Source organism: Enterococcus sp. DIV0436a, from assembly GCF_051711605.1.
GTDB lineage: Bacteria > Bacillota > Bacilli > Lactobacillales > Enterococcaceae > Enterococcus_B > Enterococcus_B faecium.
The window spans coordinates 1,794,350-1,819,608 of sequence record NZ_JBIONA010000001.1 but is presented as its reverse complement, the minus strand read 5'-3'; the positions used below and the strand labels follow the sequence as shown (position 1 = coordinate 1,819,608).

The window sequence follows — 25,259 nt, the reverse complement described above, 5'->3', positions numbered from 1 at the left end:
AATGAAGCGATGGAAAAAAATGATGATTGGATCAATAGTTTTAGGAATGTCACTCGTATTTGGTGCTTGTGGTAATCAAGAAGACAGTAGTGAAGAATCAGCAAATGAAATTACCGTTTCGACATGGAATTATGAAACAACACCTGAATTCAAAGCGCTCTTTGAAGCATTCGAAAAGAAAACGGGAATCAAAGTGAAAGCAGTAGATATTGCTTCAGATGATTATGATACGAAACTCACCACGATGCTTTCTTCTGGAGACACGACAGATGTATTGACAATGAAAAATCTTTTGTCGTATTCAAATTATGCTTTACGAGATCAGTTAGTCGATCAAACAGAACGAATTAGAGAATTAGACACTGATGCTGCTGAAGAAACATATGAAATGTATGATATCGATGGAAAAACATATGCATTGCCATATCGAACGGACTTTTGGGTACTATATTACAATAAGAAAATGTTTGATGATGCAGGAATCGAATATCCAAAAAATCTAACTTGGGACGAATATGAAGATTTAGCAAAAAAACTTAGTAAAAATGACGGACAAGTTTACGGAGCATATCAACATATCTGGCGTTCGACAATCCAAGCTATTGCAGCTGCTCAAAACGAGGCGAATCTTGTTGAACCAGATTATCAATTTATGACTGATTATTATGATCGAGCATTGAGGATGCAAAAAGAAGGCGCGCAGATGGATTTTGGCACGGCTAAATCAACGAAAGTAACCTATCAGTCTCAATTTGAGGAACAAAAAGCAGCAATGATGTACATGGGAACTTGGTATATGGCTGGCATACTCGCAAACAAAGAAGCAAGTAAGACAGAAGTAGAATGGGGAATTACAGCTATTCCTCAGAAGAAAAAAGGAGAATCGGTCACGACGTTTGGTTCACCAACAGCATTTGCTGTCAATAAAAACTCAAAGAAACAAAAAGCGGCGCAAGAATTTATTGAATTTGCAGCCAGTGAAGAAGGAGCAAAAGTATTAGCAGGAGTAGGAGTAGTTCCTTCATATCGTACGGATGAGATTGATCAGCTTTATTTTAATCTCGCTGGAATGCCAACGGATGAAATTTCTAAAAAAGCTTTTTCTCCTGATGAAATCAAACTTGAATTTCCGATTGATACGCATGGGCCTGCAATCGATAAGATTTTACAAGAAGAACATGACTTAGTTTTGGTTGGAGATGAAACGCCGGAAAAAGGAACGGCAAATATGGAGAAACGTGTAGCTGCGGAAAAAGAATAATCATGAAAGGAGAGAAGCCAAGAGATCAAACACTCTTGGTTTCGTCATCGAAATGGAGAATAGTATAAATAAGAAAGCTACAAATCATTTGCGTAGAAAACGAACGTGGATCGCTTATTCGTTTATCGCCCCGAATTTCATTGGTTTTTTCGTTTTTACATTAATACCAATCCTGTTTTCGCTTGTACTAGCATTTATGAAATGGGATTCTTTTTCAACGCCAGAATTTGCTGGACTAGATAACTTTCGTAAAATGGCCAACGATGAGACATTTTGGATTTCTTTGAAAAATACTTTTTTATATACCGCTGCTGTAGTGCCTGGCACACTTGTTTGTTCGTTAGGGCTAGCTTTACTACTAAATCAGAAAATTAGAGGGATGAAGCTTTTTCGTACGATATTTTTCTTTCCGTATGTTACTTCCTTAGTAGCAATTGCTGTTGTTTGGAATATGTTGTTTCATCCAACAATGGGACCTATTAATATCTTTTTAAGACGATTTATTGAACATCCTCCAGGTTGGACTTCAAGTTCAAATTGGGCGCTTTGGGCAATTGTAATTGTCAGTATTTGGCGAGGGATGGGTTATTACATGATTCTATACCTTGCAGGACTACAAAGTATCCAAAAAGAACTATATGAAGCGTCTTCGCTAGATGGAGCAAACCGTTGGAAACAATTTTTGAATGTGACATTACCTTCGTTGAGACCAACAACCTTCTTTGTAACGATCATGCTTGTCATCAATTGTTTCAAGGTGTTTGACCTTGTGCAAGTGATGACGGATGGCGGCCCTGGTCGAGCGACAAATGTGCTGGTTTACCAAATCTACAATGAAGCATTCAAAAAATTTGATTTTGGTTATGCTTCAGCTATTTCACTTGTTTTGTTCGTAATTGTTTTGGGCGTTACGGTTGTTCAATTTTCTTGGAATAAGCGTCGTACTTAGGAGGTGTGATATGGAAGAGAGTGTTCGAAATGAAAGAAAAAAAGCAAAAATTCGTTCAAAAAACATGCCCTTTATTCAATGGTTGGGTATGATTCTGCTGATTGTATTAGCTTTATTGACGATCATTCCTTTTTTATGGATGGTTTCTGCTTCATTCAAAGCAAATAATGAAGTGTTCACGATTCCGATTCAATGGATCCCTAAAACTTGGCATTTAGAGAATTATCTGGTTATTTGGTCTCGTATTCCTTTAGTGACATTTTTTAAGAATACAGCTTTTTTAAGCGTTGTGATCACGTTGATTCAGTTGTTTACTTCTAGTTTTGCTGCTTACGGGTTTTCTAAACTAAATTTTAAAGGGCGCGATATTTTATTTTTAGCATATATCGGCACGATTGCTGTCCCTTGGCAGTCTTATATGATCCCGCAGTTCATTATGATGAGAAAAGTGGGTTTAACAGATACGTTGTGGTCGTTGGTGCTATTACAAGCGTTCAATGCTTTTGGTGTGTTCTTGTTGAAGCAATATTACAGTAGTATCCCAGATTCTTTATGTGAGAGTGCGCGGATCGATGGCTTATCAGAGTGGGGAATCTATCGCAAGATCATTTTACCTCTTACAAAACCGGCGATTGCCAGTTTGACGATCATCACATTCGTTAATACATGGAACGATTATATGGGGCCATTCATTTATTTGTCTTCTACGGAAAATAAAACAATCCAGTTAGGGTTGAAGATGTTTATTGGGCTATTTGATGCAGAGTACGCATTAATCATGGCTGCCTCAGTTGTTTCTGTTCTTCCTGTTGCTTTTATATTTTTAGCGATGCAAAAATATTTTGTAGAAGGGATCGCTTCATCAGGAATGAAGGAATAGGAGGCGATTATGAAAGAGCAGCGTTTTGACAAAAATGTTTATATGGAATTCTTTTATTGGTTGTATCAATCATTGGCAAGTAGCCTTTGTTTTTGGTGTGTCAATATCTTGTATATAGCAGCTGCGTTCCTTTTGTCGATAGATGGAAGGAATGTCTTTTCCTTTATTTTTTCTTTACTTTTTATTGGTCCAGGTTGCATCGTGATGATAGGTATGACAGAAGAATTAGCAAAAGAAAAAAGTTTTTCACCAGTACGTTTGTTCATAAAGACGTTTCGCCAATTTTGGCTAAAGGGATTTTTTTATTGGCTATTTGCTTGGATAGTTAGTGTGATAATGATTTTTGATTGTTTCTTTTTTATACGTTTTTCTTATGGAAAATGGTTGATTCCGTTGTTTGTTTTACTTGCTTGTTTATCAGTTTCCTTTAGCATCAACTGCTGGTATTTTCAGGTGAGAAATCCAGCGTCGAAACCAAATCAAGTTCTACGGATAGCGTTCTACTATACGTTGAAAAAATGGTATGTGAGTTTACTAGATTTTTTACTATTGACAAGTTTGTTTCTCTTCTTTTTCGTAAAGCCCCAATGGTGTATTCTACTAGGTCCTTCTATCGTATTTGGTTTGATTTACTTCAACAATCGTAAATTGATGAGAACTATGGATCTGTAGACTTTATAAATTGAAACTTTCAATTAAGAATGACAGTTTTTTATGTAAAAACTGTCATTCTTTTTCATTTTTTGAAACATATGGCTAAACAAATGAAATAAAACGTGCTATACTTCTGAATGAAACAGGTTTAGAAACTGTATCACTTATTTGTGATTATTTCTAACTAATAATTAAAAATAAAGCATAAAAAGGACGATGTTCAATGGCTGAAAAAATGAAACAAGGTTCGAAATCTGTAGTAGAAAGTTTGGTTAATCATCATGTTGATTATGTATTCGGTATACCAGGTGCAAAAATCGATGGTGTATTTAATGAATTAGAGGATCAAGGTCCTGAATTAATCGTGACTCGTCACGAACAAAATGCTGCATTTATGGCACAAGCAATCGGACGTATTACAGGAGAGCCAGGAGTAGTTATCGCAACAAGTGGTCCTGGTGCTAGTAACTTAGCTACAGGTTTGGTAACAGCGACAGCAGAAGGTGACCCAGTTTTAGCAATTGCCGGACAAGTAAAACGAAGCGATCTATTGAAGTTGACCCATCAAAGCATGGATAATGCAGCACTGTTCCAGCCAATCACAAAATACAGTGCAGAAATCCAAGATCCAGAAACAATTTCAGAAGTGATTGCCAATGCTTATCGTATGGCTAAGAGTTCAAAAAAAGGCGCGAGCTTTATCAGTATCCCGCAAGATGTAGTGGATGCACCTGTCCAAGGTAATGTCATCAAGCCATTGAGCGATCCTAAATTAGGTTCTGCTTCTGCAGATGATATCCGTTACCTAGCTGAACGCATTAGAGAAGCAAAACTACCGGTACTATTAGTAGGTATGCGAGGATCAAGTGAAAAAGAAACGTTAGCCATCAGGCAATTAGTTGAAAAGACAGCATTGCCTGTTGTAGAGACATTCCAAGCAGCTGGAGTGATCTCACGTGAATTAGAAGCGCATTTCTTTGGTCGTGTGGGTTTATTTAGAAACCAACCAGGAGATATGCTTTTGAAACGAAGTGATCTAGTTATTGCAATTGGCTATGATCCAATCGAATATGAAGCAAGAAACTGGAATGCGGAAAAAGATGCGCGGATCATTGTGATCGATGAAGCGCCAGCTGAAATCGATCCTTTTATGCAGCCTGAAAGAGAATTGATCGGTGATATCTCAGCCACTCTTGATTTATTGACAGGTTCATTAGAGCCTCAACAAGTGTCAGAAGATGCAAAAGAATATTTAGCATCTCTTCAAGCAAAATTAACGGAGCGGGACATTGTTCAATCAAAAGGAGAAGCAGGTATCTTGCATCCTTTAGAAGTCATTAACACGCTTCAGTCAAAAGTAACAGATGATATGACTGTTACCGTAGATGTAGGTAGTCATTATATTTGGATGGCACGCCACTTTAGAAGTTATGAACCTCGTCATTTGTTATTCAGTAATGGTATGCAAACGCTTGGTGTTGGATTGCCATGGGCGATTTCTGCTGCATTGGTGCGTCCAAATACACAAATCGTATCAGTTTCCGGCGATGGGGGATTTTTATTCTCTGCCCAGGATTTAGAAACGGCTGTACGTAAAAAATTAAATATCGTTCATTTGATTTGGAATGATGGACACTACAATATGGTAGAGTTCCAAGAAAAAATGAAATATCAACGGGCGTCAGGTGTAGACTTTGGTCCAGTTGATTTTGTGAAATATGCAGAAGCTTTTGGCGCTAAAGGAATCCGAGCTACAAGTGTAGAGGAATTAGAAAAAGCTTTAGAAGAAGGATTTGCGACAGAAGGACCCGTAATTATTGATATTCCGATTGATTACCGTGATAATGAGAAATTGGGAGAAACAATCTTACCAGATCAATTCTATTAAGGAAGTGTCGACATGACTGAAAAAATCTTATACCAGCACGGGACATTAGGAGCTTTGATGGCCGGCTTGATGGATGGAACAGAAACGATTGCTCATATATTAGAAAAAGGAACTCTGGGATTGGGAACATTGCATGGACTTGATGGTGAAGTCATCTTTTTAGATGGCGTAGCTTATCAAGGAAGATCAGATGGCTCAGTTGCCCAATTAGATGGAAGTGAACTTACCCCCTATGCAGCAATTACAGATTTTACGCCAGATACTAGTTTTTCTGTCTCAAAAACTGCAGATGGAGAACAATTGAAAAAAGACATATTAGTAAGAGAAGCCGGGGAAAACCTATTTTTGGCAGTGAAGATAACTGGATTATTCAAAAATATGCACATCCGTATCATGCCGAAGCAAGAAAAACCTTACAGAAGACTAGCAAAAATTTCAGAGTCTCAACCAGAATTCCAACAAAGCAATGTCCAAGGAACATTAGTCGGGTTCTTTACGCCTGTATTATTCCAAGGAGTTGCTGCAGCGGGATTTCACCTGCATTTTATCGATGATACACATACATTTGGCGGACATGTAATGGATTTTGAAGTGGCTGAAGGAAAAGTTGAGATTAGCCGCATCTCGTCCCTTGTACAGCATTTTCCAGTTGATGATCCGACTTTTGTTCACGAAACGATTGATTATGCTGATTTAGCAGCAGAAATCCAACAAGCAGAATAGAAAAAGAAAGCGAGATGCGTTCAAGGTGATCAACCTGACGTATCTCGTTTTTTTAAGGAGGAAACCTAGCGTTTACAAAAAAACTGAGCTATAATCTTCTCCATAGATCAAAAAGGAGCGGTTTTTATCATGTGGACAGAAAAACAGAAAAAAGATGCATACGAAATTTTATTATTACAGCAACAAGGATTATTAGAAGCAGAAGATAACTGGTTAGCAAATTTAGCAAATTCATCTGCATTGTTGAATGAGACTTTGCCTGAGACTGTCTTTGCAGGATATTATTTATTCGATGGTAATGAATTGATTTTAGGACCGTTCCAAGGGCGAGTTTCTTGCACACGTATCAAGATGGGAAAAGGAGTTTGTGGAGAATCAGCTGAAAAACAAGAAACATTGATCGTTGATGATGTCAAAACCCATGCAAATTACATTTCCTGCGATTCAGCCGCACAATCAGAAATCGTAGTGCCAATGGTAAAAGAAGGTAATTTAATCGGTGTTTTAGATATCGATTGCGGAGTAACGAAAGGGTATGATGAAATCGATCAAGCATTTCTAGAAAAATATGTAGATCTTTTATTAGCAAATTTTAATATAAATGCTTTTTCATTTATTAATAACTAAAATCGTCTATTGAAACAAAAAAGAAGAGAAATCAAGAATAAAAAGAGCCGGAAAGACAGTGGGCATTTCTGTTTTTCGGTTTTTTTATTTTTTTATAAAATCACAAGTGTTATTGGTTTTCATAATCATATTTTAATGGTATTATCATTTTAAATAATGAAAAACACATTAAGGATGGATGAAATATGAATAACGAAACTATCATTTTAGGAAAAAAATATATTTGCCAACCTATTGGCTTGAAACAAAAAGTGGTTGGAGAAGTAATCAGTAAATTAGAAAATTGTGTTGTGATCTGCGTAGACGAATATCATGACGTCGATCGCAATGAAATATTAGAAAAATGCGGAAAAGTAGTGGCAAAATATACTCACGTTTATGAGTTGGAAACAACAGAATATCTATATAACTATAGCAACAAATATGAACATACTTTAGTTTCATAAAGATTTAAATAAAGTGCCTTCAAAAGCGAGAAGACCAAGCTTTTGAAGGCACTTTATTTAGTTGGCAGTAATTGTTCATGATTTTTGATTTATTCAAAAGGTTCGCCTAGAGAATCTGTTTCTGTAACGAGGCCTGGTGGAGAAACTCGATAAAAACCTATACTGCCAGAACTGTCCTATTTTCGGATAGACAAACTAGTAGTTTTAAAAAGATCATCCGATCCAATCATTTCAAAAAATGCAAAACTGATATCAGGATCATTTAGCTCAGGCTTGTTATCGTAAAGCATTTGTAAAGGTTGCATTTAGTTAGGAGTAAACGCGAAACTATCATCATTATTTGCTGAAGAAGATGAAGAAGCTAATTCAGAGTTTGTTTGAAATAAAGGAGACGTGCTGACAGTTTCTTTACCCTGTTTTTTGCAGAGGCTTTTATATCGGAAGTTTCTACCGGAGAATTTTTCTCATTTGTAGAAATTGTTGAATCGATACTATTCGAAATTTGCGTATCTGAAGGTATGTTCTTTGATGCAGAAGTCCCACAAGCAGTAAGTAACAATAAATTTGATAAACTGATAAACAGAATTCTTTTCATTATATACACACTCCTTATAGTATCGTTTAGCATACACCTATGCTCAGTATTAGGCAAAATCAATGCAAAACTATCAAGTCTTTTATAGTATCTATTAGTCTTAGTAATACATATATGGAGAGGGTGATATCCCAGTTCAAACCAGATACATTGGTTACCATCTGTATTAACGATTATGCTTCTAAACGCTTTTTTTATGAAAAAATTTATAAGTGAAAACGTAGGTATGATATTATCTAGAGGTAATTTTTTTGGGTATTTAAATAGTTGCTAGGAGGATAGCTTTTGGATTTTTACAGTAATTTTATCTTAATAATAGCAATATTATTACTTCTAAATATTTGGTTTTTTGATAAAAGTAGAAATGCAGGGATAGGTTTTAGAACCAAACGAAGTACGTCTTCTGAAAAAAAGTGGGTATTTTCACAGACTATTTTTTACGGAGGGATTATTTCAATCAGTTTACTTTCTTTAACACTTTATTCTTTAAATGTTATAGACGTTTCCATGTCAAATTTTATATCTATTATTGGAATCCTTATTTCTGCAATTATTACACAACTACTTCTTGTGTTTGAAGAGAAGTCAAAAAATAATTAAAGCAATTATGCCTTTTAGTACAGGAATTATTACTTCTTACAAATGTATAGCGAATGTGAAGCCTGCTGTTTTAATTGTTCTAGAAAAACTTTTGAGTGAACAATTATTTTTATGTTAGGATGAATTAATTTGATAAAGTCCGTATAATTGTGTAAAAGTAAAAAGGCCATATAACAGTCCTTTTACGGTACAATGTTTTTAACGACAAAAACATACCCAGGAGGACTTTTACATGACCCAAGTACATTTTACACTGAAAAGCGAAGAGATTCAAAGCATTATTGAATATTCTGTAAAGGATGACGTTTCTAAAAATATTTTAACAACGGTATTTAATCAACTAATGGAAAATCAACGAACAGAATATATTCAAGCAAAAGAATATGAACGAACAGAAAACCGACAAAGTCAACGAAATGGCTATTATGAGCGCAGCTTTACGACACGTGTAGGCACGCTAGAATTAAAAGTACCCAGAACACGTGATGGCCATTTTTCACCCACAGTGTTTGAACGTTATCAACGAAACGAAAAAGCCCTCATGGCTTCAATGTTGGAAATGTATGTATCAGGCGTTTCAACTCGTAAAGTATCAAAAATTGTGGAAGAACTTTGTGGTAAATCCGTCTCTAAGTCCTTCGTTTCTAGCTTAACAGAACAGCTAGAACCTATGGTTAACGAGTGGCAGAATCGTTTATTATCAGAAAAAAATTATCCTTACTTAATGACCGATGTACTCTATATAAAAGTACGAGAAGAAAATCGAGTACTCTCAAAAAGCTGTCATATAGCGATTGGAATAACCAAAGATGGCGACCGTGAAATTATCGGCTTCATGATTCAAAGTGGCGAAAGCGAAGAGACCTGGACAACATTTTTTGAATACCTAAAAGAACGCGGTTTACAAGGTACGGAACTCGTTATTTCTGATGCGCACAAAGGATTAGTCTCTGCCATTAGAAAATCCTTCACCAACGTAAGTTGGCAAAGATGCCAAGTTCACTTCCTAAGAAATATCTTTACCACCATTCCTAAAAAAAATTCAAAATCTTTCAGAGAAGCTGTTAAAGGAATTTTTAAGTTCACAGATATTAACTTAGCGCGTGAGGCTAAAAATCGATTGATTCATGATTATATCGATCAACCAAAATATTCAAAAGCTTGCGCATCATTGGATGATGGATTCGAAGACGCCTTTCAATATACCGTACAAGGAAATTCCCACAATCGACTAAAGAGTACCAATCTAATTGAACGACTGAATCAAGAAGTACGCAGAAGAGAAAAGATTATTCGCATCTTCCCCAATCAAACATCAGCCAATCGCTTAATTGGAGCCGTTCTTATGGACCTACATGATGAATGGATTTATTCTTCAAGAAAATACATCAATTTTGATAAGTAGAAATGGTAAAAACATTGTATAGCATTTTACACAGGAGTCTGGACTTGACTATTAATTTCTCTAGAGTTTATAATTGAAAAACTTATTTGAAGGAACATGCTTAAACCATAACTATGTTTTACCTTTCATTAACTTAATGTTCACCTCAAAAAGGATATACGAACTAGTATTTTTGTGAAGTAGGAATAGCGTTGATAATATGGAGGAAGTAATTTATATTAAAAAATGTGTTTTTTTGAATGCCATTTTCATTCATTTAACGAAAATCAGCAAAAATAAAAAATGCTCAAACCCTTATAAAATAAGGATTTAAGCATCTAGCGAAATCTGCTGAAATCTCACAATGGAGACGGCGTCAATGATACCCACATTGATAATACTGTATCTACAAGGGATTTTTACTATCCAATGCAAAAAGAATGCAAAATATTTTTACAAATACATTTGTTTCATCGGATTATTTACCACATTACTTTCCTTTTGCTCCATCTCATCTAATATATGTTGATAAGTTTGTAAGGTGTTAACAATATCCTTATGACCTAAACGACGAGAAACATATTTAATGTTGATGCCTTGATAAAGCAAGATAGATGCGTGAGTATGTCTAAGTCCGTGACAAGTAATTTCTGTTACTCCAACCTTCTTACAAAACTTTCTTAAAAATTTATTTAAGGAGAAAAGAAGAGGAAAAACATTAACTGAAAAGTACAAATGAGAAATAAATCATTTTGGTTAGCAGTAGTGCTAACAGCGTTGCTTCCGGCCCAAGGTAGTATTGTTGTCTCATTTTGGATGTAATCAATAAGCAGTTGTTGGATATTATTAATGCAATATTTGTATTTCTATCTATTCTAGGAGTCGTTACGGATCCAACAAATAAAGGTGTATAAGCATTGAACTACAGCAAACCAAAGGAGGACAGTACAAATGAGTAAAGAGAACATAATAAAATGGATGCAGAGTTGACTAAGCAAAGATACGTCAACATTTTAGATCTAATTTTTTCGATTGCAGTTTTTTTCTCAATGAATGCCGAAGGCTTCCTACCTTCTGAATCAGCTGATATCTTCTCGAGTAACAAGAGTTTTTATTAGAAAGGCATTCACACAAATGGTCACTATTCTTATATGAGTATGCGTACCACGTTGTTAGCAGAGGTAATGCTAATGCGGATTCAGGCAGAAAACCCCAAATATTCAAACTTTCGACTGATAATCAATGTTACTACTTGTCATTTTACGTCTGTAAGAATACTATAATATAACTAGAGACAAAGTATAAAAAATACAAACAAAATATCTATTCTGTGGAATTTGAGACTAAGTTGATTAGATTGGATGTAATCAGAGCAATTCAAATGGGTCTCAAAGCCAAAGGCTATTACTCTGGGATGATCGATACTCTTTGTTGTAAAGATCAACAATTAAAGTGTTAGAGGAAGCATTAGGAACTACGGTTGACGGTATAATTCGTCCTATTGGTCAAATGATTAAAGCATTACAAACCGCATTGACCAATAATACGTTACTTTGGTAAAGAAAAAATCCCCACTTCTAATAATAGTGAGGATTTTTTTAATCATATTAATATAGTTTATTTTGCAGAATGTTAAAATTTCTCCATCAGTTGATCCTTAGATGATTCTTTACTGGTAATATACTCGTGACTTTTGATTAATAGCAAAATAGTAAAGATAGGGAAGTAAAAGTAATTAACAACATTAGATATACCTAAAAATGGGAATGTGAGCAAGAAACACACAAATGCTGCTTCAATACTATTTTTATTTTCTGATCTGAAAACTTCACATACATATTTAAATAATACTTTCGTAAAAAAGATAATTAATATTAAATAGCCTAAAATACCAATATCTAGAAATATTTTAAAGAACTCGTTATCTATAGAATATGGAGTTTGTATAGAGTCGAGGCGTGCAGTGATATTTGAGCCGAAAAGAAATTTCCAAATATTCATAGAAGATATATCCCAGAAGAAATGAACACCATCTATTCTACTCTTCAAACTATCTATATTCCATGTGCCATTTGATATAAAATTAACGATTGAATAAACAGTTTCTTGAAGAATGGATGTAAAAAGTATTTGAACAATTAAAGTAGTATAATAACTTAATTTCAATAATTTAAATCTATTTGTTTTTATTAGATAAGCAAAAAATAAAAGTATCAATGATGATAAATAAACAACTCTAGTCAAAGTCATATAAATTCCTAAGAGGCATAAAGCAGATAAAGTAAACTTAAGAAATTTGCTCATTTTTTTTGAAAAGATTACCATCGAAAGCATAAAAATCGAAATAAGTCCCAGAGTAAGACCACTATCTGTCATTCCGAAGGCTCTTACTTTTGCTCCCATTGCGAGGAAATATGAATTTGAAGAACTAATTCCGTTTAAGTAAAATATCGGATTTAGAATGGGTTCGCCTTTATAATAAACTGCAAAGATAGGATTTGTCTTAATATATTGGATGAATCCTAAAATCATTTGAAAAATATTAAATAATATGAGAACTCTTAGGACCGTTTTTATATTTATTTTGTTAAATTTAAATATATCCGTGGCTAAAAGAACAAAAAAAGATAAATAACTACTAAACAAAATCCAGAACGACTGAGTAAATCTATAGGATGAATCCGTATTTATAGAACTGGAAAGCAACATTATCATTATTAAAGCGAGTATAGAGAAAAGGGGGAAAGTATAAACTTTGCTTTTAGTATTCCTTCTTGAAAATAATGTAATAATAATTAGCATTCCAACCATACAGAGTATCCACATATTTGCTAGAGAGTTCCTAAATAAAGAAAACGATCTTTCTCCTAATAATATGAAAGTCTGCAAGGCCATGCCCTTGGTCGCTACCATCAATATAACAAACACAAAAAAAAGTGAAAAAAGGCTTTTAATAAATTTCATTAATTTTTTTTCTACCAAAATTTCTATCCTCCGTATTAATTTAAACTACTTTTATTATAACAGAATATTATTGATACTGTTTTAAAAATTATGAAGAATTTGAATATTTAAATCTATACATTCATATGCATTGTTAATAAAAGTGCGATGCAATATGAAAAAATTACATCAAATCATGAACTTAATCATCAATATAAGTAAGCTTGTGATAAGAGTTTTTACTAGAAAATTTTGATAGCACAATTATGAGCTCAAATTTAATCCGTGTCTGGTAAAAAAAGATTGAAGGTCAAAGGATTTTATAAAGGCGAGATTGATGGATTGTGTGGAACGTAAATGATCAAAACAATACTGAGAGTATGCGTGAAACCAGTTCTGTTTCTCATAAGAATTAAAGCGTCGATTATATGTGAATAAATTATAAGGTAAAAGCACTCAACTGTTCAGACGGTAGAATGCTTTTTTTGAATGCAAAATGAATGCAAAAACTTTTGCATTTCTCTACTTTTCTCTCCTTGACCAAAATTTGACCAAAATAAAAAAACGTTGATTTAACAACGTTTTTCATACATGTTTATTTGTCTCAACCATACATATATGGAGACGGCGGGAGTCGAACCCGCGTCCAAACACATCGCCACTTAAAAATCTACGTTCATAGTCAACTCATTTAAGGATTCGCTTTACAGCTTGCCGAGTGACAGGCATTCTGTATCGCTAGTCTGATGTTCTCTTTTTCAACTTACAGACGGAAAGTTGAAACGTATCCCACTAAAGTTAGGACCCTTACTCGAGCACATGGGCGATGCCGAGAGGATCTACGCTAACTGTTTTTAGGCAGCTAAAGCGTAAGAGTTGTTTTCGTTTTTAGCAGTTATATTTAACTGTAACGTTTTTACGTAGACGTAACCTACGAAACGCAATTCAAGCTCGACTGTGCCTGTCGAATCCGTAACGTCCCCGTTAGCTAACAAGGGTTACGTGTATTTTTCATACAAAATTAGTATAGCATATATTGGGATAAATTCAATAAAAAAGCGAATCATATCCCATTATTTATATAATAACTGCTCCTTTCTTAAGAAAAAATAAGCGATTTTCTTAAGAAAAGAGGTAGCTTCAAAAAAAGATCTTAAATCAGATCAAAATACTTCAATGCGTGGACAATTCCGCCTTCTGTATTTTTCTTTGTGATAAAGGTAGAAAGTTCTTTTAATCCGTCATAGGCGTTGCCCATAGCGATTTTGTTGTCGCAAGCTTCCAACAAGGCAAAATCATTCGGACCATCGCCAAATCCAAAAGTAGGAACTTTTTCCAGCTGAAGTTCTTTTTGCAGACGTTTGACACCTGCCCCTTTTGAGATTCCTTTCTTCACTGTATCGATCGAGTAAGGACCATTCCGATAAAAAGTTAGCTCAGGAAAATGTTCGTGATAGTATTCGTCACCTGATTGAGATAAGATCAGCAACATATTTACTGTGTTTTCTTTAAAGCCTAAAGGATCAATTTCCGGAACATCTGAATGAATGAAGTCGTAAGCATTGATCATTGTTTGGCTATGACCGGTACACCAGATTTTCTGATCGTTATAGTAAGAAAGTTCATGACCGTTCAACTGTACATGATCATACATTTTTTGACATTCTTCTGAAGAAAATGTTTGAGAATAGATTTCTTCGCCGTCTACTCGAATGAAAGAACCATTCATGGTGACCGCAGAAGTAATGCCCGCAACTTCCATGATAGAGTGGATTTCTGCTTCTGTACGTCCTGTAGCGATGACGGGGAGAACATTGTTTTCTTTTAATGCGTTCATAGCTTTTGCCACTTCGGGTGTGATTTTTGATTTCGCATCTAGTAATGTTCCATCAAGATCAAAGAAAGTGATTGCACGATAATTTGACACAAATAAAACTCCTTTTTTATTGGAATAAGTTTATCTTAACAAAGAATGAACAAAAGACAAACCTTTCGTGAAGAATTCCTGAACATATTGGTTCAGTCAACAATTTAGAGTATACTATAAGAAGAGAATTTAGGAGGGAAAGAATGATTTTTTTCAGTATTGGTATCTTATTCTTAATAATTGGCAGTCTTTTTCGGATTCTGCCCTCAAAAGGAAATCTGCCTTTTTATGGGTACCATTCGCCTCTTGCCGCAAAAACAGACGCTCATTGGCGGCTGGCTCAAAAGACAAGCGGAAACTGGTTTTTTCTTATGGGCTTACTGATGGCATTGATCGGCTATTATTTAAAGACATCTGGGCATACGAATTATTTTCTGATTGAAATGCTTTTGCTAGTATTTCCAATTATGCCTATTTTTATTATGACAGAAAAGAAATTACAGAAATATGACCTGGAAACTGGAGGGAACGATAATGAATATTTTAATGATTGAAGATAATCAATCTGTTTCTGAAATGATGCAGATGTTTTTCTTAAATGAAGGTTGGGAAGCAACTTTCAAGTATGATGGAAAAGAAGGGCTCGATGCCTTTTTAGAAAACCCACAACATTGGGATATGATTACACTAGACCTGAATTTACCCACGCTGGACGGTATGCTAGTAGGAAGAGAGATCCGCAAAGTTTCAAGTACTGTGCCGATTATCATGCTGACAGCTAGAGATTCTGAAAGTGATCAGGTGATCGGCTTAGAGATGGGGGCAGATGATTATGTCACAAAACCTTTCAGTCCTCTGACGCTTATTGCTCGAATGAAAGCTTTGCATCGCCGTAGTGAGTTGGCAGAAGCAAGAGAAGAAGCAGCAGTTTCAGATGATCATTTTGATATCGAGACTAGTCATTTCAAGATGAATACGAAAACACGAGAAGCGTATCTGGACAACCGGCCAATTGAAGGACTGACGCCTAAAGAGTTCGATCTATTGTTTACTTTAGCAAAAAAACCACGTCAAGTATTCTCTCGGGAGCAGTTGCTTGAATTAGTCTGGGATTATCAGTACTTTGGTGATGAACGGACAGTGGACGCCCATATCAAGAAATTACGACAAAAAATCGAAAAGGTCGGACCACAAGTCATCCAAACTGTTTGGGGAGTCGGCTACAAATTCGATGATTCTGGTGTTGCCTAATGCGTTATTTGTATCAGCAACTCTTAGCTTTTTGCGGAATGGTCGCGTTGATCTTATTGATCGTTGGAGTTTCTTTTACACAACTGACAAAACAAACGATTGAAGAAAACAATTACCAGCAACTGTTTGGATATGCTGAATCAGTTGAAAAGACAACGCAAACCTATGCCGATACGCTCCCGCAGTTTAGTCAAGATCAGGCGTTTCAAAATGCATTGCTGCTGACAGAGCAAGTACTGACAGAACAAAATGTGAACTTTATATTTATCGATAAAAACGAACGTGTCATTTATCCGACTAATACAGCTTTACTGAATTTTACCTTAACAGCTGATCAATGGAAAAATCTGAGGAATGGACGTCAAGAAAAATTCACATCGAATAAAAATATTTTAGGACAAGCACAGGCGACCTCTTACGCACTTGTGCCATTTAATTTGAATCATGAATTCTATGGAGCACTTGTAGTTAGTCAACCTGCGCGAAATATCGATAACAGCGTTCGTCCAATTACACTGAACCTGTTCAAAGGATTTATTTTTTCCAGTATCGTTGCAGTCATTGCCAGCTATGCTTTTGCAGCATTCCAAGTTAAGCGTATCAATCGGTTAAGGAATGCGACGAAAGAAGTGACGAATGGTAATTTTGATGTACAGCTCCCCGTACATGACAAAGATGAATTTGATGAGTTAGCAGATGATTTCAATAAAATGACGAATTCATTGAAAGAATCTCAAGCAGAAATTGAAGAACAAGAAAATCGTCGAAGACAATTTATGGCAGATGCTTCTCACGAGATGAGAACACCTCTTACGACAATCAACGGACTTCTGGAAGGGTTAGAATACAATGCAATCCCTGAAAACCAGCGAGAAAACGCGATTAAATTGATGAAAAATGAAACAGAGCGTCTGATCCGTTTGGTGAATGAAAACTTGGATTATGAAAAAATCCGTACGAATCAAATCAGTATGGTCATTAAAAAATTCAATGGAACAGAAACATTGAAAAATATTGTTGCACAGTTAGAAGCTAAAGCAGAAGCAGCAGGAGATACATTGATATTGAAAGCCGTTGATGATATTGATGTTTACGCTGATTATGACCGATTTGTCCAAATCATGGTCAATATTATTCAAAACGCGATACAGTTTACTGAAAACGGCCAAATCACGATTACTCTAGAAAAAGGCTATCTTGAAACGATCATCACGATTGAAGATACGGGAATTGGAATGTCTGAACAACAAATGAAAAGTATCTGGGATCGTTATTATAAAGTAGATCCTTCAAGAAAAAATACAAAATATGGTGAATCAGGATTAGGTTTACCAATCGTGCAGCAACTTGTACGCTTGCATAAAGGAAAATTAGAAGTAGAAAGCGAACTAGGAAAAGGAACAAAATTCACTGTTCGTTTGCCTGACGTAGAAATCAAAGAAGAGTAAAAAACAAGCGGTATAAAAGATCATGAATCGATCTTCTATACCGCTTGTTTTTACTATAAAATGATTGATTTAGCCCGCGGGCTCTAAACGATCAATATAAGGACTTTGGGCAATAGTAGCATCATGAGTAAAGAGTAAGATACCTTGATTTTCTTCATGAGCTAAATAAGAAAGCAAGTGGAGTAGCTCTTGGATCTCCAATACACTAAGTTCATCAAATGTATCTTCAATAACAATATTGTTTCGCTTGGAAAGCAAGGCATGAAGTAATTGCAGCTTTACTTTTTCAAAAGACGTCAACTCAACTGCCGCACAATTAAGCAAGGAAGGAGAGATATCAAGTTTTTCTTGATAGGCCAAACGATCTTCTTTGATTTCTTTTTCCGGTACATCCAACAGGACATGGTCTTTAAGATTCAGATAAGGAAACATCGGCCAATTTTTTTGGATGATCGCAAAATTATCCAGTTTTGCAACAAGAACCTCTTTTTTCAAGTGCTCCAATATTTTATGCTGTTTTTCGAGAGGACACAAAATAACGGTCAAATGTTCAGCATGAATCAAATATTCAGGTTTCATTACGTCCAGGCCTCCTACTTTGCAAATGATGGATAAAAAAAGTGAAAGGGAATAGACTAAGAATGAGACAGCATCCACTGAGCCCAATAAGAGTTTGGGCAAATCCCTTAAGTATATCTGTGAAAAAAAGATCATTTTGGAAATCGATGGTAAAAAAAGTCTGTTGATCCATTGGAATTGTAAGTCCGCTTACCGAAGTCAAGATATCACGGATATCTGGCAGTTCAGTAGTCTTTAAGACAAGAAAATTGATCCTTTGAAGAAGCGCTTCATAAACTGACTGGAAGCTGACGATCCACAATAAAACCAAGATACAACAAAGAAAGAGAGGAAAGAACAGCTGCCAGAAAATAAAAAGGAATAATTTGGTTTTAGAAAGACCAGTCAGGCGCCAATTGATCAATTCCTGCTTGTTTTGCCTGACTGAATAGTAAAAGAAAAAGATAAAAAGGAAGGCAAATAGAAAAAATAAACTGAATATGCCTTTTATATAAAATCGGCTAGCTAATTCTAAAGCCGGAAGAAGCTCTGTAGATGCAGAAGCGCCAATAAATGAAAGCCGATCTTGGACTTGATTGGCTAAAGCCGATTGCAAATGGTAAAGAGTCAGGCATGCTATCAATAAAAAAGCAGAAAAGCTTGAAAATAAACAATAGAGTATTGTCTGCTTTTTGTAATAAATTAATCGAGCAGTAGCATAGCGGATTATTTTCATACTTTTCACCTCTATAAAAAGTATAGAAAATGAATATGAATAAAGTATGAAATTCCTTTAGTGAAATCACGAATTAAAACCAGAAAATATTTTGTAAAAAGCAAGAGGTTGTGAAGAAGCTGCCCTATTCTATTACCGTAGATGCAAGCTTTTGAACACTGTTTATTCGAAAAAAGGAGCAACGACAATAATTTTGTCGCTGCTCCTTTTAAATTTATTTTATCATTCGGAAGAACTTGTGGTCGTTCCGTGAAGTTCTTGGTACGTTTGCGTTTTATAAAGATCAACAGTTGATTGTCCGTTGTGTTCACTAAAGACACTAGTTGACTTGTCACCAAGAGATTTTTCAGCTTCTTTTAATTTCTCTAAGCCATTCTTGTAGTCATAATCACTGGTATCAATTGGGTCTAATCCACTATTCGTATAGAACCGAAGAAGATCACCGTTATTGATTTGATCAGAAACAGCTAACTGTTTATCAACTTTTTCTTTGAGTGAATCAATTTCATTTTGTACTTCCTCAGTAGGTTCAGTAATGGCTTCACCAGTTTCATTACTGTAGATGGTACCACCGTAGTAAGTATATTTTGGAGTAACAAAATCGCCATCACGGAAAGAAACAAGCTGTTCATGATCTTTCGAGAATAGATCTTGTCCTAACTGAATATAATTTTTTGTATCTACACCTAGTAAGTGAAGTAATGTAGGCAAGGCATCAACTTGTCCGCCGTAAGTGTGATTGATTCCGCCCTGTGTTTGTCCAGGGATATGGATCATATAAGGGACACGCTGCATTTGTGCATTGTCGTAGTTTGTCCAAGTAGAACTTGTTTTTCCAACTAATTCAGCTAGATTTTTATTTCTTGAATTCGAGACACCGTAATGGTCACCGTAAAGGACGATGACTGAATTATCATACAAGCCGCTTTCTTTCAAATAATTGAAGAATTCTTGTACGGCGGTATCTAAATAATTGGCTGTCGCAAAGTAACCGTTGATCGTTTCATCATTTGTATTGGCTAACGGGAATCCTGCTTCGTCATTGGTGAATTTTGAATAAGGATAATGGTTAGATACAGCAATGAATTTTGAATAAAATGGTTGTTGCAGACGTTCCAAGTATTGTACGGATTGTTGGAAAAATGGTTTATCATGCAAACCGTATTGGAACGAATTGTCATCATTAACATCATAATAAGAAGAATCAAAGAAATAATCATATCCTAAATTCTTATAGGTCTCGTTTCGATTCCAGAATGTACCAGCGTTCCCATGGAATACCGCACTAGTGTAACCTTGTGTTTGACTTAAAATATCAGGTGCAGCTTGGAAAGTATTTTTTCCGCCTAATTGTGTGAACAAGGAGCCTTGATTCAAGCCAAACAATGAATTTTCCATCAGCGTTTCCGCATCGCTTGTTTTTCCTGCTTTTACTTGATGGAAAAAGTTGTCAAAACTGAACGTGCTGTTGCTGTGGTAAAGACTATTGATGAAAGGTGTAACTTCATGCTGGACACCATTCTCATCTGTCAATTTATAATCGATCAGGAATTGCTGGAAGCTTTCTAAATGGATATAAATCACATTTTTTCCTTTAGCGAGCCCGAACAAATCGTCATTTGGTGCTGCATAATGTTCTTTTACATAATTTTCTACTTCTTTCATATCATTGGGACTTGCTTCTGCCCGCACTTGGTTTGTCTGGTAAGTTTGAACACCGTCATAAACCATGAAAGCATTCAAGCCAAGATATTTGACCAAATAATCACGAGAGAATGTTCGAGTCAGCAATTCTGGACGATCAGCTTCCGCCATAAAAAGATTTCCTGAGAAAATCATAACTGCTAATGTAGAGATCGCAAAAGCCATTCTTGCTCGAATCGGGCGAGGGTCCAACTTGATTTTTTTTGCAATCAGCAGAACAGTCAAGATAATAAAATCGATCCAATAGATCACATCATATGGGCGAAACAGTCGAATGGCACTTTCTCCCAGACCACTCGCTACTTTCCCAGCACCTAAAATCGTGTTGATCGTAATGAAGTCCGTGAATTCTCGATAATAAGTGACATTCGAAAAAACAAGCAATGTCAAAAGAAAATAAATGACCATCATCGTGATATAAGCAACTCTAGGGCGTCTGATATAAAGAGCAATTCCAAGTAATAACAATGTAGTTGCAATAGGGTTGATAAACAAGATAAAGTATTGAATGCCACTTTCGATTCCGAGATGGAAATCAACTAAATAGGCAAAAATCGTTTTCAACCAAAGTAAAACGACTAGTAAAGAAAAAAATCCGAGCCTCTTATTCAAAAAGGCAGGTGTTTTTATATATTTCAAGATAATCTTCCTTTCTGCACTTCTTAATCACAGAAGTGTCATGAAACCATGTTACACAGCTCACTTATTCTCATTTATTTTACTAGTATGACAATATAGTGTCAATTGAAACCAGAAGTTTATGCTGTTTCATTAAGGTTTTCTTTAAGCTTCATGAAAAAATGAGCAGTAAGACAAGTCCTATGTTTTTTGTTATACTTGGGAAGAGAAAGCTAAAGCAGGTGAAGGAATGAAAGTACAAGTAAAAAAAAGAGCAAGCAATCGATTGAAAAAAGGATATCCACTGATCCAAAAAGAAGACCTTGCTCATCCCCAAAAAGAAACCACGCAATGGGTGGAATTAGTTAATTCGCAAAACCAATTTATCGCAAAAGGATATCTAGGAAAGCAGAATAAGGGAATCGGTTGGGTATTGAGCCAGCAGAACATCCCATTTGATCAATCTTTTTTTGAAGAACTTTTTGTGAAGTCAAAAGAAAAAAGAACTTTCTTTTTTTCAGATGATTCTACTACCGCTTTTCGTATATTCAATGGAGAAGGAGACGGGATCGGCGGTCTGATTGTTGATTATTATGCAGGTTATGCTGTTTTTTCTTGGTATAACGAAACGTTATATGCACATCGTGAATTATTGATTCAAGCTTTTCGTGAAATCTACCCGGAAATCATAGGAGGCTATGAGAAAATTCGATTTGAATCAGTAAATCTGCCTGAGAGCCAGTTCATTTACGGAAAAGAGGCACCGGAACCCTTGATCGTAAAAGAAAACGGAGTAAAATTTGCCGTTTATTTAAATGAAGGATTAATGACTGGGATCTTTTTAGACCAAAAAGAAGTACGGGGATCATTAGCAGAAGGTTTCGCTTCTGGGAAAACAGTTTTGAACATGTTTAGTTATACCGGCGCCTTTTCTGTTGCTGCCGCAATGGGAGGGGCAATCGAAACAACAAGTGTCGATCTAGCAAAACGCAGTTTAAAAAAAACACAGGAACAGTTTGAAGTGAATGGTTTGGATGTCGATCAGCAAAAAATCATTGTTATGGACGTATTCGAGTATTTCAAATACGCCAAAAGAAAACAATTTTTATATGACATGATTGTATTGGATCCACCAAGTTTTGCCAGAAATAAGAAAAAAGTCTTTCGCGTAGCAAAAGATTATGGGGAACTGGTCAAGGATAGTCTGGATATTTTAGCAGAAGACGGGATACTTATTGCGTCTACAAATGCTGCGAATGTCTCGATAGAACAATTCCAAACAATGATTGAAGAGGAATTCCATGCCAAAAATGTTTCTTTTGAACAACTTGCTTTATATCGTCTGCCAAAAGATTTCCAGACGACGGATACCTTTTTAGAAGGCAATTATCTGAAAGTGTTTGTTTATCAAATTAAAAATAACCATTAGAAGGAGCGATGCAGAATGGTTCGGGTAAAGGGATTGAATATAGGAAGCGGTAGACCAAAGATTTGTGCGCCTCTTATCGGAGCCGTCCGAGAGGAAGTATTACGTGAAGCAGTTCTTGCACGTGAAGCAGGGGCCGATTTAGTCGAATGGCGAGTCGATCATTATCGTGAAGTTTTTTCTTTTGATGAAGTAGCAGAAACATTGGTTCTTATCCATGAGATGCTTGATGGACTGCCGTTATTATTTACGTTTCGTACCTTAGCTGAAGGCGGAGAACAAGACATATCGATCCGTCAGTATCGCGACCTTTATGAACATGTGATACACACAGGATTAGTAGATATGGTCGATATCGAGTTGTTCAAAGTAGAAAGTCTAGGAAAAAGACTGATAGAGGAAATCAAGTCTTTAAACATTCCTTTAATTATCAGTAGTCATGATTTTAAAGAAACACCGGCAGACCCTGTCTTGCTTTACCGATTGAATGTTATGGAACATTTTGGAGCCGATATCGGAAAACTGGCAGTAACTCCTAATAATGAACGAGATGTTTTGCGGTTGATGGAGTTGACTAGACGGGCAAATGCTTTTGTCTCCATGCCTATTATTACGATGTCCATGGGAAATCTTGGTAAAATTTCTCGTCTGGCTGGCGGAACGACGGGTTCCGTTATGACATTTGGTTCCTTAAGCAGCGATTCTACTTCTGCTCCAGGACAATTACCGGTCAAAGCATTGAAGCAAATTATTCAATTATTAAATGAACCGTTGTAGAACAAGTTTGAGGTGATATTTTTTGGCAAAGAAAAAAATAGTAAAAACGAATGCAATCCGTATGGTCGAACAAAAAAAGATTCCCTATACAGAACACGAATATGAATGGGACGAAAACCACCTAAGTGCGTCATCGGTCGCTGAACAGCTTCCAGAAAGCCAATCTCGTATATTTAAAACACTGGTTGCTTTGGGCAATGTGACGGGGCCTCTTGTTGCTGTGATACCGGGAGAAGCCGAATTGAATCTAAAAAAATTAGCAAAAGTTTCAGGGAATAAAAAAGTAGAAATGCTCCATTTAAAAGATTTGGAAGCAACGACCGGATACATACGTGGTGGCTGCTCGCCTATAGGTATGAAAAAACTATTTCCTACTTATTTAGATCAAATTGCAGAAAGCTATGAACAAATCATTGTCTCGGCTGGCAGAAGAGGGCTACAGATGGAGTTAGCACCTCAAGATATCTGTGCATTAACGAGCGGACAATTTGCAGATATAAAACAATAAATCATACGTATAAAAGAAAGAAGGAGGCCGGGATGTTGTTTGCCCAGTCTTCTTCTTTCTTTTTTATACATTATGCTCTTTGCCCAGCATTCATTCCTGCTACATGCCCTGTAGCGAAAGCCGCTGTGATATTAAAGCCGCCAGTATAACCATTGACATCCAGTAATTCTCCCGCAAAATACAGACCATCAATGATTTTACTCTCCAACGTTTTAGGATGAATTTCCTTTAGAGAAACCCCTCCGCCAGTTACAAATGATTTCTCAATAGGAAAAGTCTTGTTGATTGATAGCTTAAACTCTTTGCATAATTGAACGAAATCTTGAATTTGTTTTTGAGAGGCTTGTTGTCCTGTCAGATGATCCATTTCAAGCCGCTCAAGAAAGAAAACTAACAATCGCTCAGGTAATAAACCGTGCCAGGCATTTACCAAGTTCTTTTTGGTGGTTTTACTTTTTTCTGTCAATAAATGAATAAGCTCTTGTTTGGTTTGTGTAGGGAAACAATCCAGAGAAAGTGTCACTGGTTCTCCCGTTTTCTCTAATTCTTTATTGACAAAACTTGAACAACGCAGTGCAGCCGGACCAGAAATACCGAAATGGGTGAAAAGTAAATCCATCGTATGTTCAGTCAATACACGACCTTTTTTATTTAAAACGCGTAAAGTGATGTCTTGTAAAGAAAGCCCTTGAAGTGTTTTCTCCTGAATATACGGTTCATCCGATATCAAGGGGGACTCTGTCGCATAAAGAGGCGTCACCGTGTGACCCACTCGCTTCACGATCTTGTACCCATCTCCAGTAGAACCAGTAGATGGATAAGTCCGTCCACCAGTTGTTAAGATAACGGCAGGAGCATGGAACTCTTCGAATTCCGTGCGTATACCGTAAATTTTATGTTCTTTGTGGATCAATTTCTCTACTCGAGTAGAGAATAGAAGCGTCACATCTAGTTCTTTCAGACGATTGAGCAATGCTTCGATAATCGTTTTTGATTTATTTGTTACAGGAAACATCCGTCCATGATCCTCTTCTTTTAAATGTACGCCTTGTGATTCAAAGAAGTTCATGATATCGAAATTATTCCATTGCGCAAACGTACTATATAAAAACTTTCCATTTCCAGGAATATGTGCAATCAAATCATCAACAGGACGATTGTTCGTAACATTGCACCGACCACCACCTGTCATCAGTAGTTTTTTTCCTGCTTTTTTGTTTTTTTCGATCAAGAGTACGTGTGCGCCTTGTTCAGCTGCACTGATCGCTGCCATCATCCCGCTTGTTCCAGCGCCGACTACGATCACATCATACAGTTTTTCCATTCCCTCACCTCAAGGAAAGTGTAGCATATCTGAAGAAAGAAAACAGAAAAAAATGTTTTGAGCCAAAAGAGAAAATGAGCTAAAATGAGGGA

At 36.0% G+C, this 25,259-nt stretch carries 25 protein-coding genes and 1 other RNA gene; 17 read left to right on the top strand and 9 right to left on the bottom strand.

Going from position 1 to position 25,259, the window contains the following annotated elements; translation table 11 throughout:
- Position 1 precedes the first annotated feature (1 nt).
- The 8 genes from IGL15_RS08870 (at position 2) to IGL15_RS08835 (ending at position 7,428) form a co-directional block, all read left to right on the top strand.
- A complete protein-coding gene (locus IGL15_RS08870) occupies positions 2-1,261 on the top strand; it encodes an ABC transporter substrate-binding protein (RefSeq protein WP_104765404.1) in 1,260 nt (419 codons plus the stop codon).
- A 52-nt stretch (positions 1,262-1,313) separates the two neighbouring features.
- Positions 1,314-2,210, top strand: a complete 897-nt coding sequence (locus IGL15_RS08865; RefSeq protein ID WP_016628336.1) for a carbohydrate ABC transporter permease — start codon at positions 1,314-1,316, stop codon at positions 2,208-2,210.
- Positions 2,211-2,274: 64 nt separating this feature from the next.
- The gene (locus tag IGL15_RS08860; protein WP_010721620.1) at positions 2,275-3,090 is read left to right on the top strand and encodes a carbohydrate ABC transporter permease; all 816 of its coding nucleotides are present in this window, start codon (positions 2,275-2,277) and stop codon (positions 3,088-3,090) included.
- Positions 3,091-3,099: 9 nt separating this feature from the next.
- Positions 3,100-3,762, top strand: coding sequence for a DUF624 domain-containing protein (locus IGL15_RS08855; RefSeq protein ID WP_002297646.1), 663 nt, complete (start codon positions 3,100-3,102; stop codon positions 3,760-3,762).
- Positions 3,763-3,967: 205 nt separating this feature from the next.
- The gene (gene alsS, locus IGL15_RS08850; RefSeq protein ID WP_438767346.1) at positions 3,968-5,632 is read left to right on the top strand and encodes an acetolactate synthase AlsS; all 1,665 of its coding nucleotides are present in this window, start codon (positions 3,968-3,970) and stop codon (positions 5,630-5,632) included.
- 12 nt (positions 5,633-5,644) lie between these two features.
- Entirely contained in the window at positions 5,645-6,355 is a 711-nt protein-coding gene (gene budA / locus IGL15_RS08845) for an acetolactate decarboxylase (protein ID WP_104765401.1), read from the top strand.
- 129 nt (positions 6,356-6,484) lie between these two features.
- On the top strand, positions 6,485-6,982 hold the full coding sequence (locus tag IGL15_RS08840; RefSeq protein ID WP_002289618.1) for a GAF domain-containing protein: 498 nt from the start codon (positions 6,485-6,487) through the stop codon (positions 6,980-6,982).
- 185 nt (positions 6,983-7,167) lie between these two features.
- Positions 7,168-7,428, top strand: a complete 261-nt coding sequence (locus IGL15_RS08835) for a hypothetical protein (protein ID WP_002289617.1) — start codon at positions 7,168-7,170, stop codon at positions 7,426-7,428.
- 361 nt (positions 7,429-7,789) lie between these two features.
- Here the strand turns inward: IGL15_RS08835 and IGL15_RS08830 are convergent, their stop codons facing one another.
- Positions 7,790-8,023 (bottom strand): hypothetical protein, encoded by a 234-nt coding sequence (locus IGL15_RS08830; protein WP_086319029.1) that lies wholly within the window; start codon positions 8,021-8,023, stop codon positions 7,790-7,792.
- Between the two features lie 285 nt (positions 8,024-8,308).
- Between IGL15_RS08830 and IGL15_RS08825 the strand changes: the two genes are divergently transcribed.
- The gene (locus IGL15_RS08825; RefSeq protein ID WP_086319030.1) at positions 8,309-8,623 is read left to right on the top strand and encodes an SdpI family protein; all 315 of its coding nucleotides are present in this window, start codon (positions 8,309-8,311) and stop codon (positions 8,621-8,623) included.
- A gap of 232 nt (positions 8,624-8,855) precedes the next feature.
- Complete coding sequence (locus IGL15_RS08820) at positions 8,856-10,028, top strand: IS256-like element IS256 family transposase (RefSeq protein WP_000195429.1); 1,173 nt, start codon at positions 8,856-8,858, stop codon at positions 10,026-10,028.
- Between the two features lie 432 nt (positions 10,029-10,460).
- Here the strand turns inward: IGL15_RS08820 and IGL15_RS08815 are convergent, their stop codons facing one another.
- Positions 10,461-10,742: a tyrosine-type recombinase/integrase gene (locus IGL15_RS08815; RefSeq protein ID WP_225585779.1), complete on the bottom strand. Its 282-nt coding sequence runs from the start codon at positions 10,740-10,742 to the stop codon at positions 10,461-10,463.
- 77 nt (positions 10,743-10,819) lie between these two features.
- Between IGL15_RS08815 and IGL15_RS08810 the strand changes: the two genes are divergently transcribed.
- On the top strand, positions 10,820-10,921 hold the full coding sequence (locus tag IGL15_RS08810; RefSeq protein WP_373408770.1) for a phage holin: 102 nt from the start codon (positions 10,820-10,822) through the stop codon (positions 10,919-10,921).
- 718 nt (positions 10,922-11,639) lie between these two features.
- Here IGL15_RS08810 and IGL15_RS08805 read toward each other — a convergent pair.
- The 3 genes from IGL15_RS08805 to IGL15_RS08795 all read right to left on the bottom strand — a co-directional run bounded on the left by IGL15_RS08805 (position 11,640) and on the right by IGL15_RS08795 (position 14,877).
- A complete protein-coding gene (locus IGL15_RS08805) occupies positions 11,640-12,989 on the bottom strand; it encodes a hypothetical protein (RefSeq protein WP_104765340.1) in 1,350 nt (449 codons plus the stop codon).
- A 577-nt stretch (positions 12,990-13,566) separates the two neighbouring features.
- Positions 13,567-13,933, bottom strand: a transfer-messenger RNA (tmRNA) gene (gene ssrA, locus IGL15_RS08800).
- 170 nt (positions 13,934-14,103) lie between these two features.
- Entirely contained in the window at positions 14,104-14,877 is a 774-nt protein-coding gene (locus IGL15_RS08795) for a Cof-type HAD-IIB family hydrolase (RefSeq protein ID WP_081156576.1), read from the bottom strand.
- Between the two features lie 143 nt (positions 14,878-15,020).
- Between IGL15_RS08795 and IGL15_RS08790 the strand changes: the two genes are divergently transcribed.
- Genes IGL15_RS08790 through IGL15_RS08780 form a run of 3 tightly spaced genes read left to right on the top strand, consistent with a single transcriptional unit; the run spans position 15,021 to position 17,516 of the window.
- On the top strand, positions 15,021-15,371 hold the full coding sequence (locus IGL15_RS08790; RefSeq protein ID WP_002288595.1) for an SdpI family protein: 351 nt from the start codon (positions 15,021-15,023) through the stop codon (positions 15,369-15,371).
- A complete protein-coding gene (locus tag IGL15_RS08785; RefSeq protein ID WP_002293942.1) occupies positions 15,352-16,068 on the top strand; it encodes a response regulator transcription factor in 717 nt (238 codons plus the stop codon). Before IGL15_RS08790 ends, IGL15_RS08785 begins: the two co-directional genes overlap by 20 nt.
- Positions 16,068-17,516 carry a sensor histidine kinase gene (locus tag IGL15_RS08780; protein ID WP_104765341.1) on the top strand — a complete coding sequence of 483 codons (1,449 nt, stop codon included), beginning with the start codon at positions 16,068-16,070 and terminating at the stop codon, positions 17,514-17,516. The genes IGL15_RS08785 and IGL15_RS08780 overlap by 1 nt, the downstream gene beginning before the upstream one ends.
- 69 nt (positions 17,517-17,585) lie before the next feature.
- On the opposite strand, the gene IGL15_RS08775 is transcribed toward IGL15_RS08780, so the two are convergent.
- The 3 genes from IGL15_RS08775 to IGL15_RS08765 all read right to left on the bottom strand — a co-directional run bounded on the left by IGL15_RS08775 (position 17,586) and on the right by IGL15_RS08765 (position 21,153).
- Positions 17,586-18,095, bottom strand: a complete 510-nt coding sequence (locus IGL15_RS08775) for a hypothetical protein (protein WP_104765342.1) — start codon at positions 18,093-18,095, stop codon at positions 17,586-17,588.
- The gene (locus IGL15_RS08770) at positions 18,085-18,810 is read right to left on the bottom strand and encodes a hypothetical protein (RefSeq protein WP_002297641.1); all 726 of its coding nucleotides are present in this window, start codon (positions 18,808-18,810) and stop codon (positions 18,085-18,087) included. Before IGL15_RS08770 ends, IGL15_RS08775 begins: the two co-directional genes overlap by 11 nt.
- A 222-nt stretch (positions 18,811-19,032) precedes the next feature.
- Entirely contained in the window at positions 19,033-21,153 is a 2,121-nt protein-coding gene (locus IGL15_RS08765; protein WP_010727578.1) for an LTA synthase family protein, read from the bottom strand.
- Positions 21,154-21,382: 229 nt separating this feature from the next.
- Between IGL15_RS08765 and IGL15_RS08760 the strand changes: the two genes are divergently transcribed.
- The 3 genes from IGL15_RS08760 to ybaK are packed head-to-tail and all read left to right on the top strand — an operon-like array spanning position 21,383 to position 23,843.
- On the top strand, positions 21,383-22,561 hold the full coding sequence (locus tag IGL15_RS08760) for a class I SAM-dependent rRNA methyltransferase (RefSeq protein WP_104765343.1): 1,179 nt from the start codon (positions 21,383-21,385) through the stop codon (positions 22,559-22,561).
- 15 nt (positions 22,562-22,576) lie between these two features.
- A complete protein-coding gene (gene aroD, locus IGL15_RS08755; RefSeq protein ID WP_002293935.1) occupies positions 22,577-23,335 on the top strand; it encodes a type I 3-dehydroquinate dehydratase in 759 nt (252 codons plus the stop codon).
- Positions 23,336-23,357: 22 nt separating this feature from the next.
- Positions 23,358-23,843, top strand: coding sequence for a Cys-tRNA(Pro) deacylase (gene ybaK / locus IGL15_RS08750; RefSeq protein WP_104765344.1), 486 nt, complete (start codon positions 23,358-23,360; stop codon positions 23,841-23,843).
- 70 nt (positions 23,844-23,913) lie between these two features.
- Here ybaK and IGL15_RS08745 read toward each other — a convergent pair whose 3' ends face one another.
- On the bottom strand, positions 23,914-25,167 hold the full coding sequence (locus IGL15_RS08745) for an NAD(P)/FAD-dependent oxidoreductase (protein ID WP_010727580.1): 1,254 nt from the start codon (positions 25,165-25,167) through the stop codon (positions 23,914-23,916).
- Between the last annotated feature and the right edge of the window lie 92 nt (positions 25,168-25,259).

Excerpts from the sequence above, each read along its gene's own strand:
- IGL15_RS08870 (WP_104765404.1), top strand. The coding sequence starts at position 2 with ATGAAGCGATGGAAAAAAATGATGATTGGATCAATAGTTTTAGGAATG.
- IGL15_RS08865 (WP_016628336.1), top strand. The coding sequence starts at position 1,314 with ATGGAGAATAGTATAAATAAGAAAGCTACAAATCATTTGCGTAGAAAA.
- IGL15_RS08860 (WP_010721620.1), top strand. The coding sequence starts at position 2,275 with ATGCCCTTTATTCAATGGTTGGGTATGATTCTGCTGATTGTATTAGCT.
- IGL15_RS08855 (WP_002297646.1), top strand. The coding sequence starts at position 3,100 with ATGAAAGAGCAGCGTTTTGACAAAAATGTTTATATGGAATTCTTTTAT.
- alsS (WP_438767346.1), top strand. The coding sequence starts at position 3,968 with ATGGCTGAAAAAATGAAACAAGGTTCGAAATCTGTAGTAGAAAGTTTG.
- budA (WP_104765401.1), top strand. The coding sequence starts at position 5,645 with ATGACTGAAAAAATCTTATACCAGCACGGGACATTAGGAGCTTTGATG.
- IGL15_RS08840 (WP_002289618.1), top strand. The coding sequence starts at position 6,485 with ATGTGGACAGAAAAACAGAAAAAAGATGCATACGAAATTTTATTATTA.
- IGL15_RS08835 (WP_002289617.1), top strand. The coding sequence starts at position 7,168 with ATGAATAACGAAACTATCATTTTAGGAAAAAAATATATTTGCCAACCT.
- IGL15_RS08830 (WP_086319029.1), bottom strand. The coding sequence starts at position 8,023 with ATGAAAAGAATTCTGTTTATCAGTTTATCAAATTTATTGTTACTTACT.
- IGL15_RS08820 (WP_000195429.1), top strand. The coding sequence starts at position 8,856 with ATGACCCAAGTACATTTTACACTGAAAAGCGAAGAGATTCAAAGCATT.
- IGL15_RS08790 (WP_002288595.1), top strand. The coding sequence starts at position 15,021 with ATGATTTTTTTCAGTATTGGTATCTTATTCTTAATAATTGGCAGTCTT.
- IGL15_RS08785 (WP_002293942.1), top strand. The coding sequence starts at position 15,352 with ATGAATATTTTAATGATTGAAGATAATCAATCTGTTTCTGAAATGATG.
- IGL15_RS08780 (WP_104765341.1), top strand. The coding sequence starts at position 16,068 with ATGCGTTATTTGTATCAGCAACTCTTAGCTTTTTGCGGAATGGTCGCG.
- IGL15_RS08775 (WP_104765342.1), bottom strand. The coding sequence starts at position 18,095 with ATGAAACCTGAATATTTGATTCATGCTGAACATTTGACCGTTATTTTG.
- IGL15_RS08770 (WP_002297641.1), bottom strand. The coding sequence starts at position 18,810 with ATGAAAATAATCCGCTATGCTACTGCTCGATTAATTTATTACAAAAAG.
- IGL15_RS08760 (WP_104765343.1), top strand. The coding sequence starts at position 21,383 with ATGAAAGTACAAGTAAAAAAAAGAGCAAGCAATCGATTGAAAAAAGGA.
- aroD (WP_002293935.1), top strand. The coding sequence starts at position 22,577 with ATGGTTCGGGTAAAGGGATTGAATATAGGAAGCGGTAGACCAAAGATT.
- IGL15_RS08745 (WP_010727580.1), bottom strand. The coding sequence starts at position 25,167 with ATGGAAAAACTGTATGATGTGATCGTAGTCGGCGCTGGAACAAGCGGG.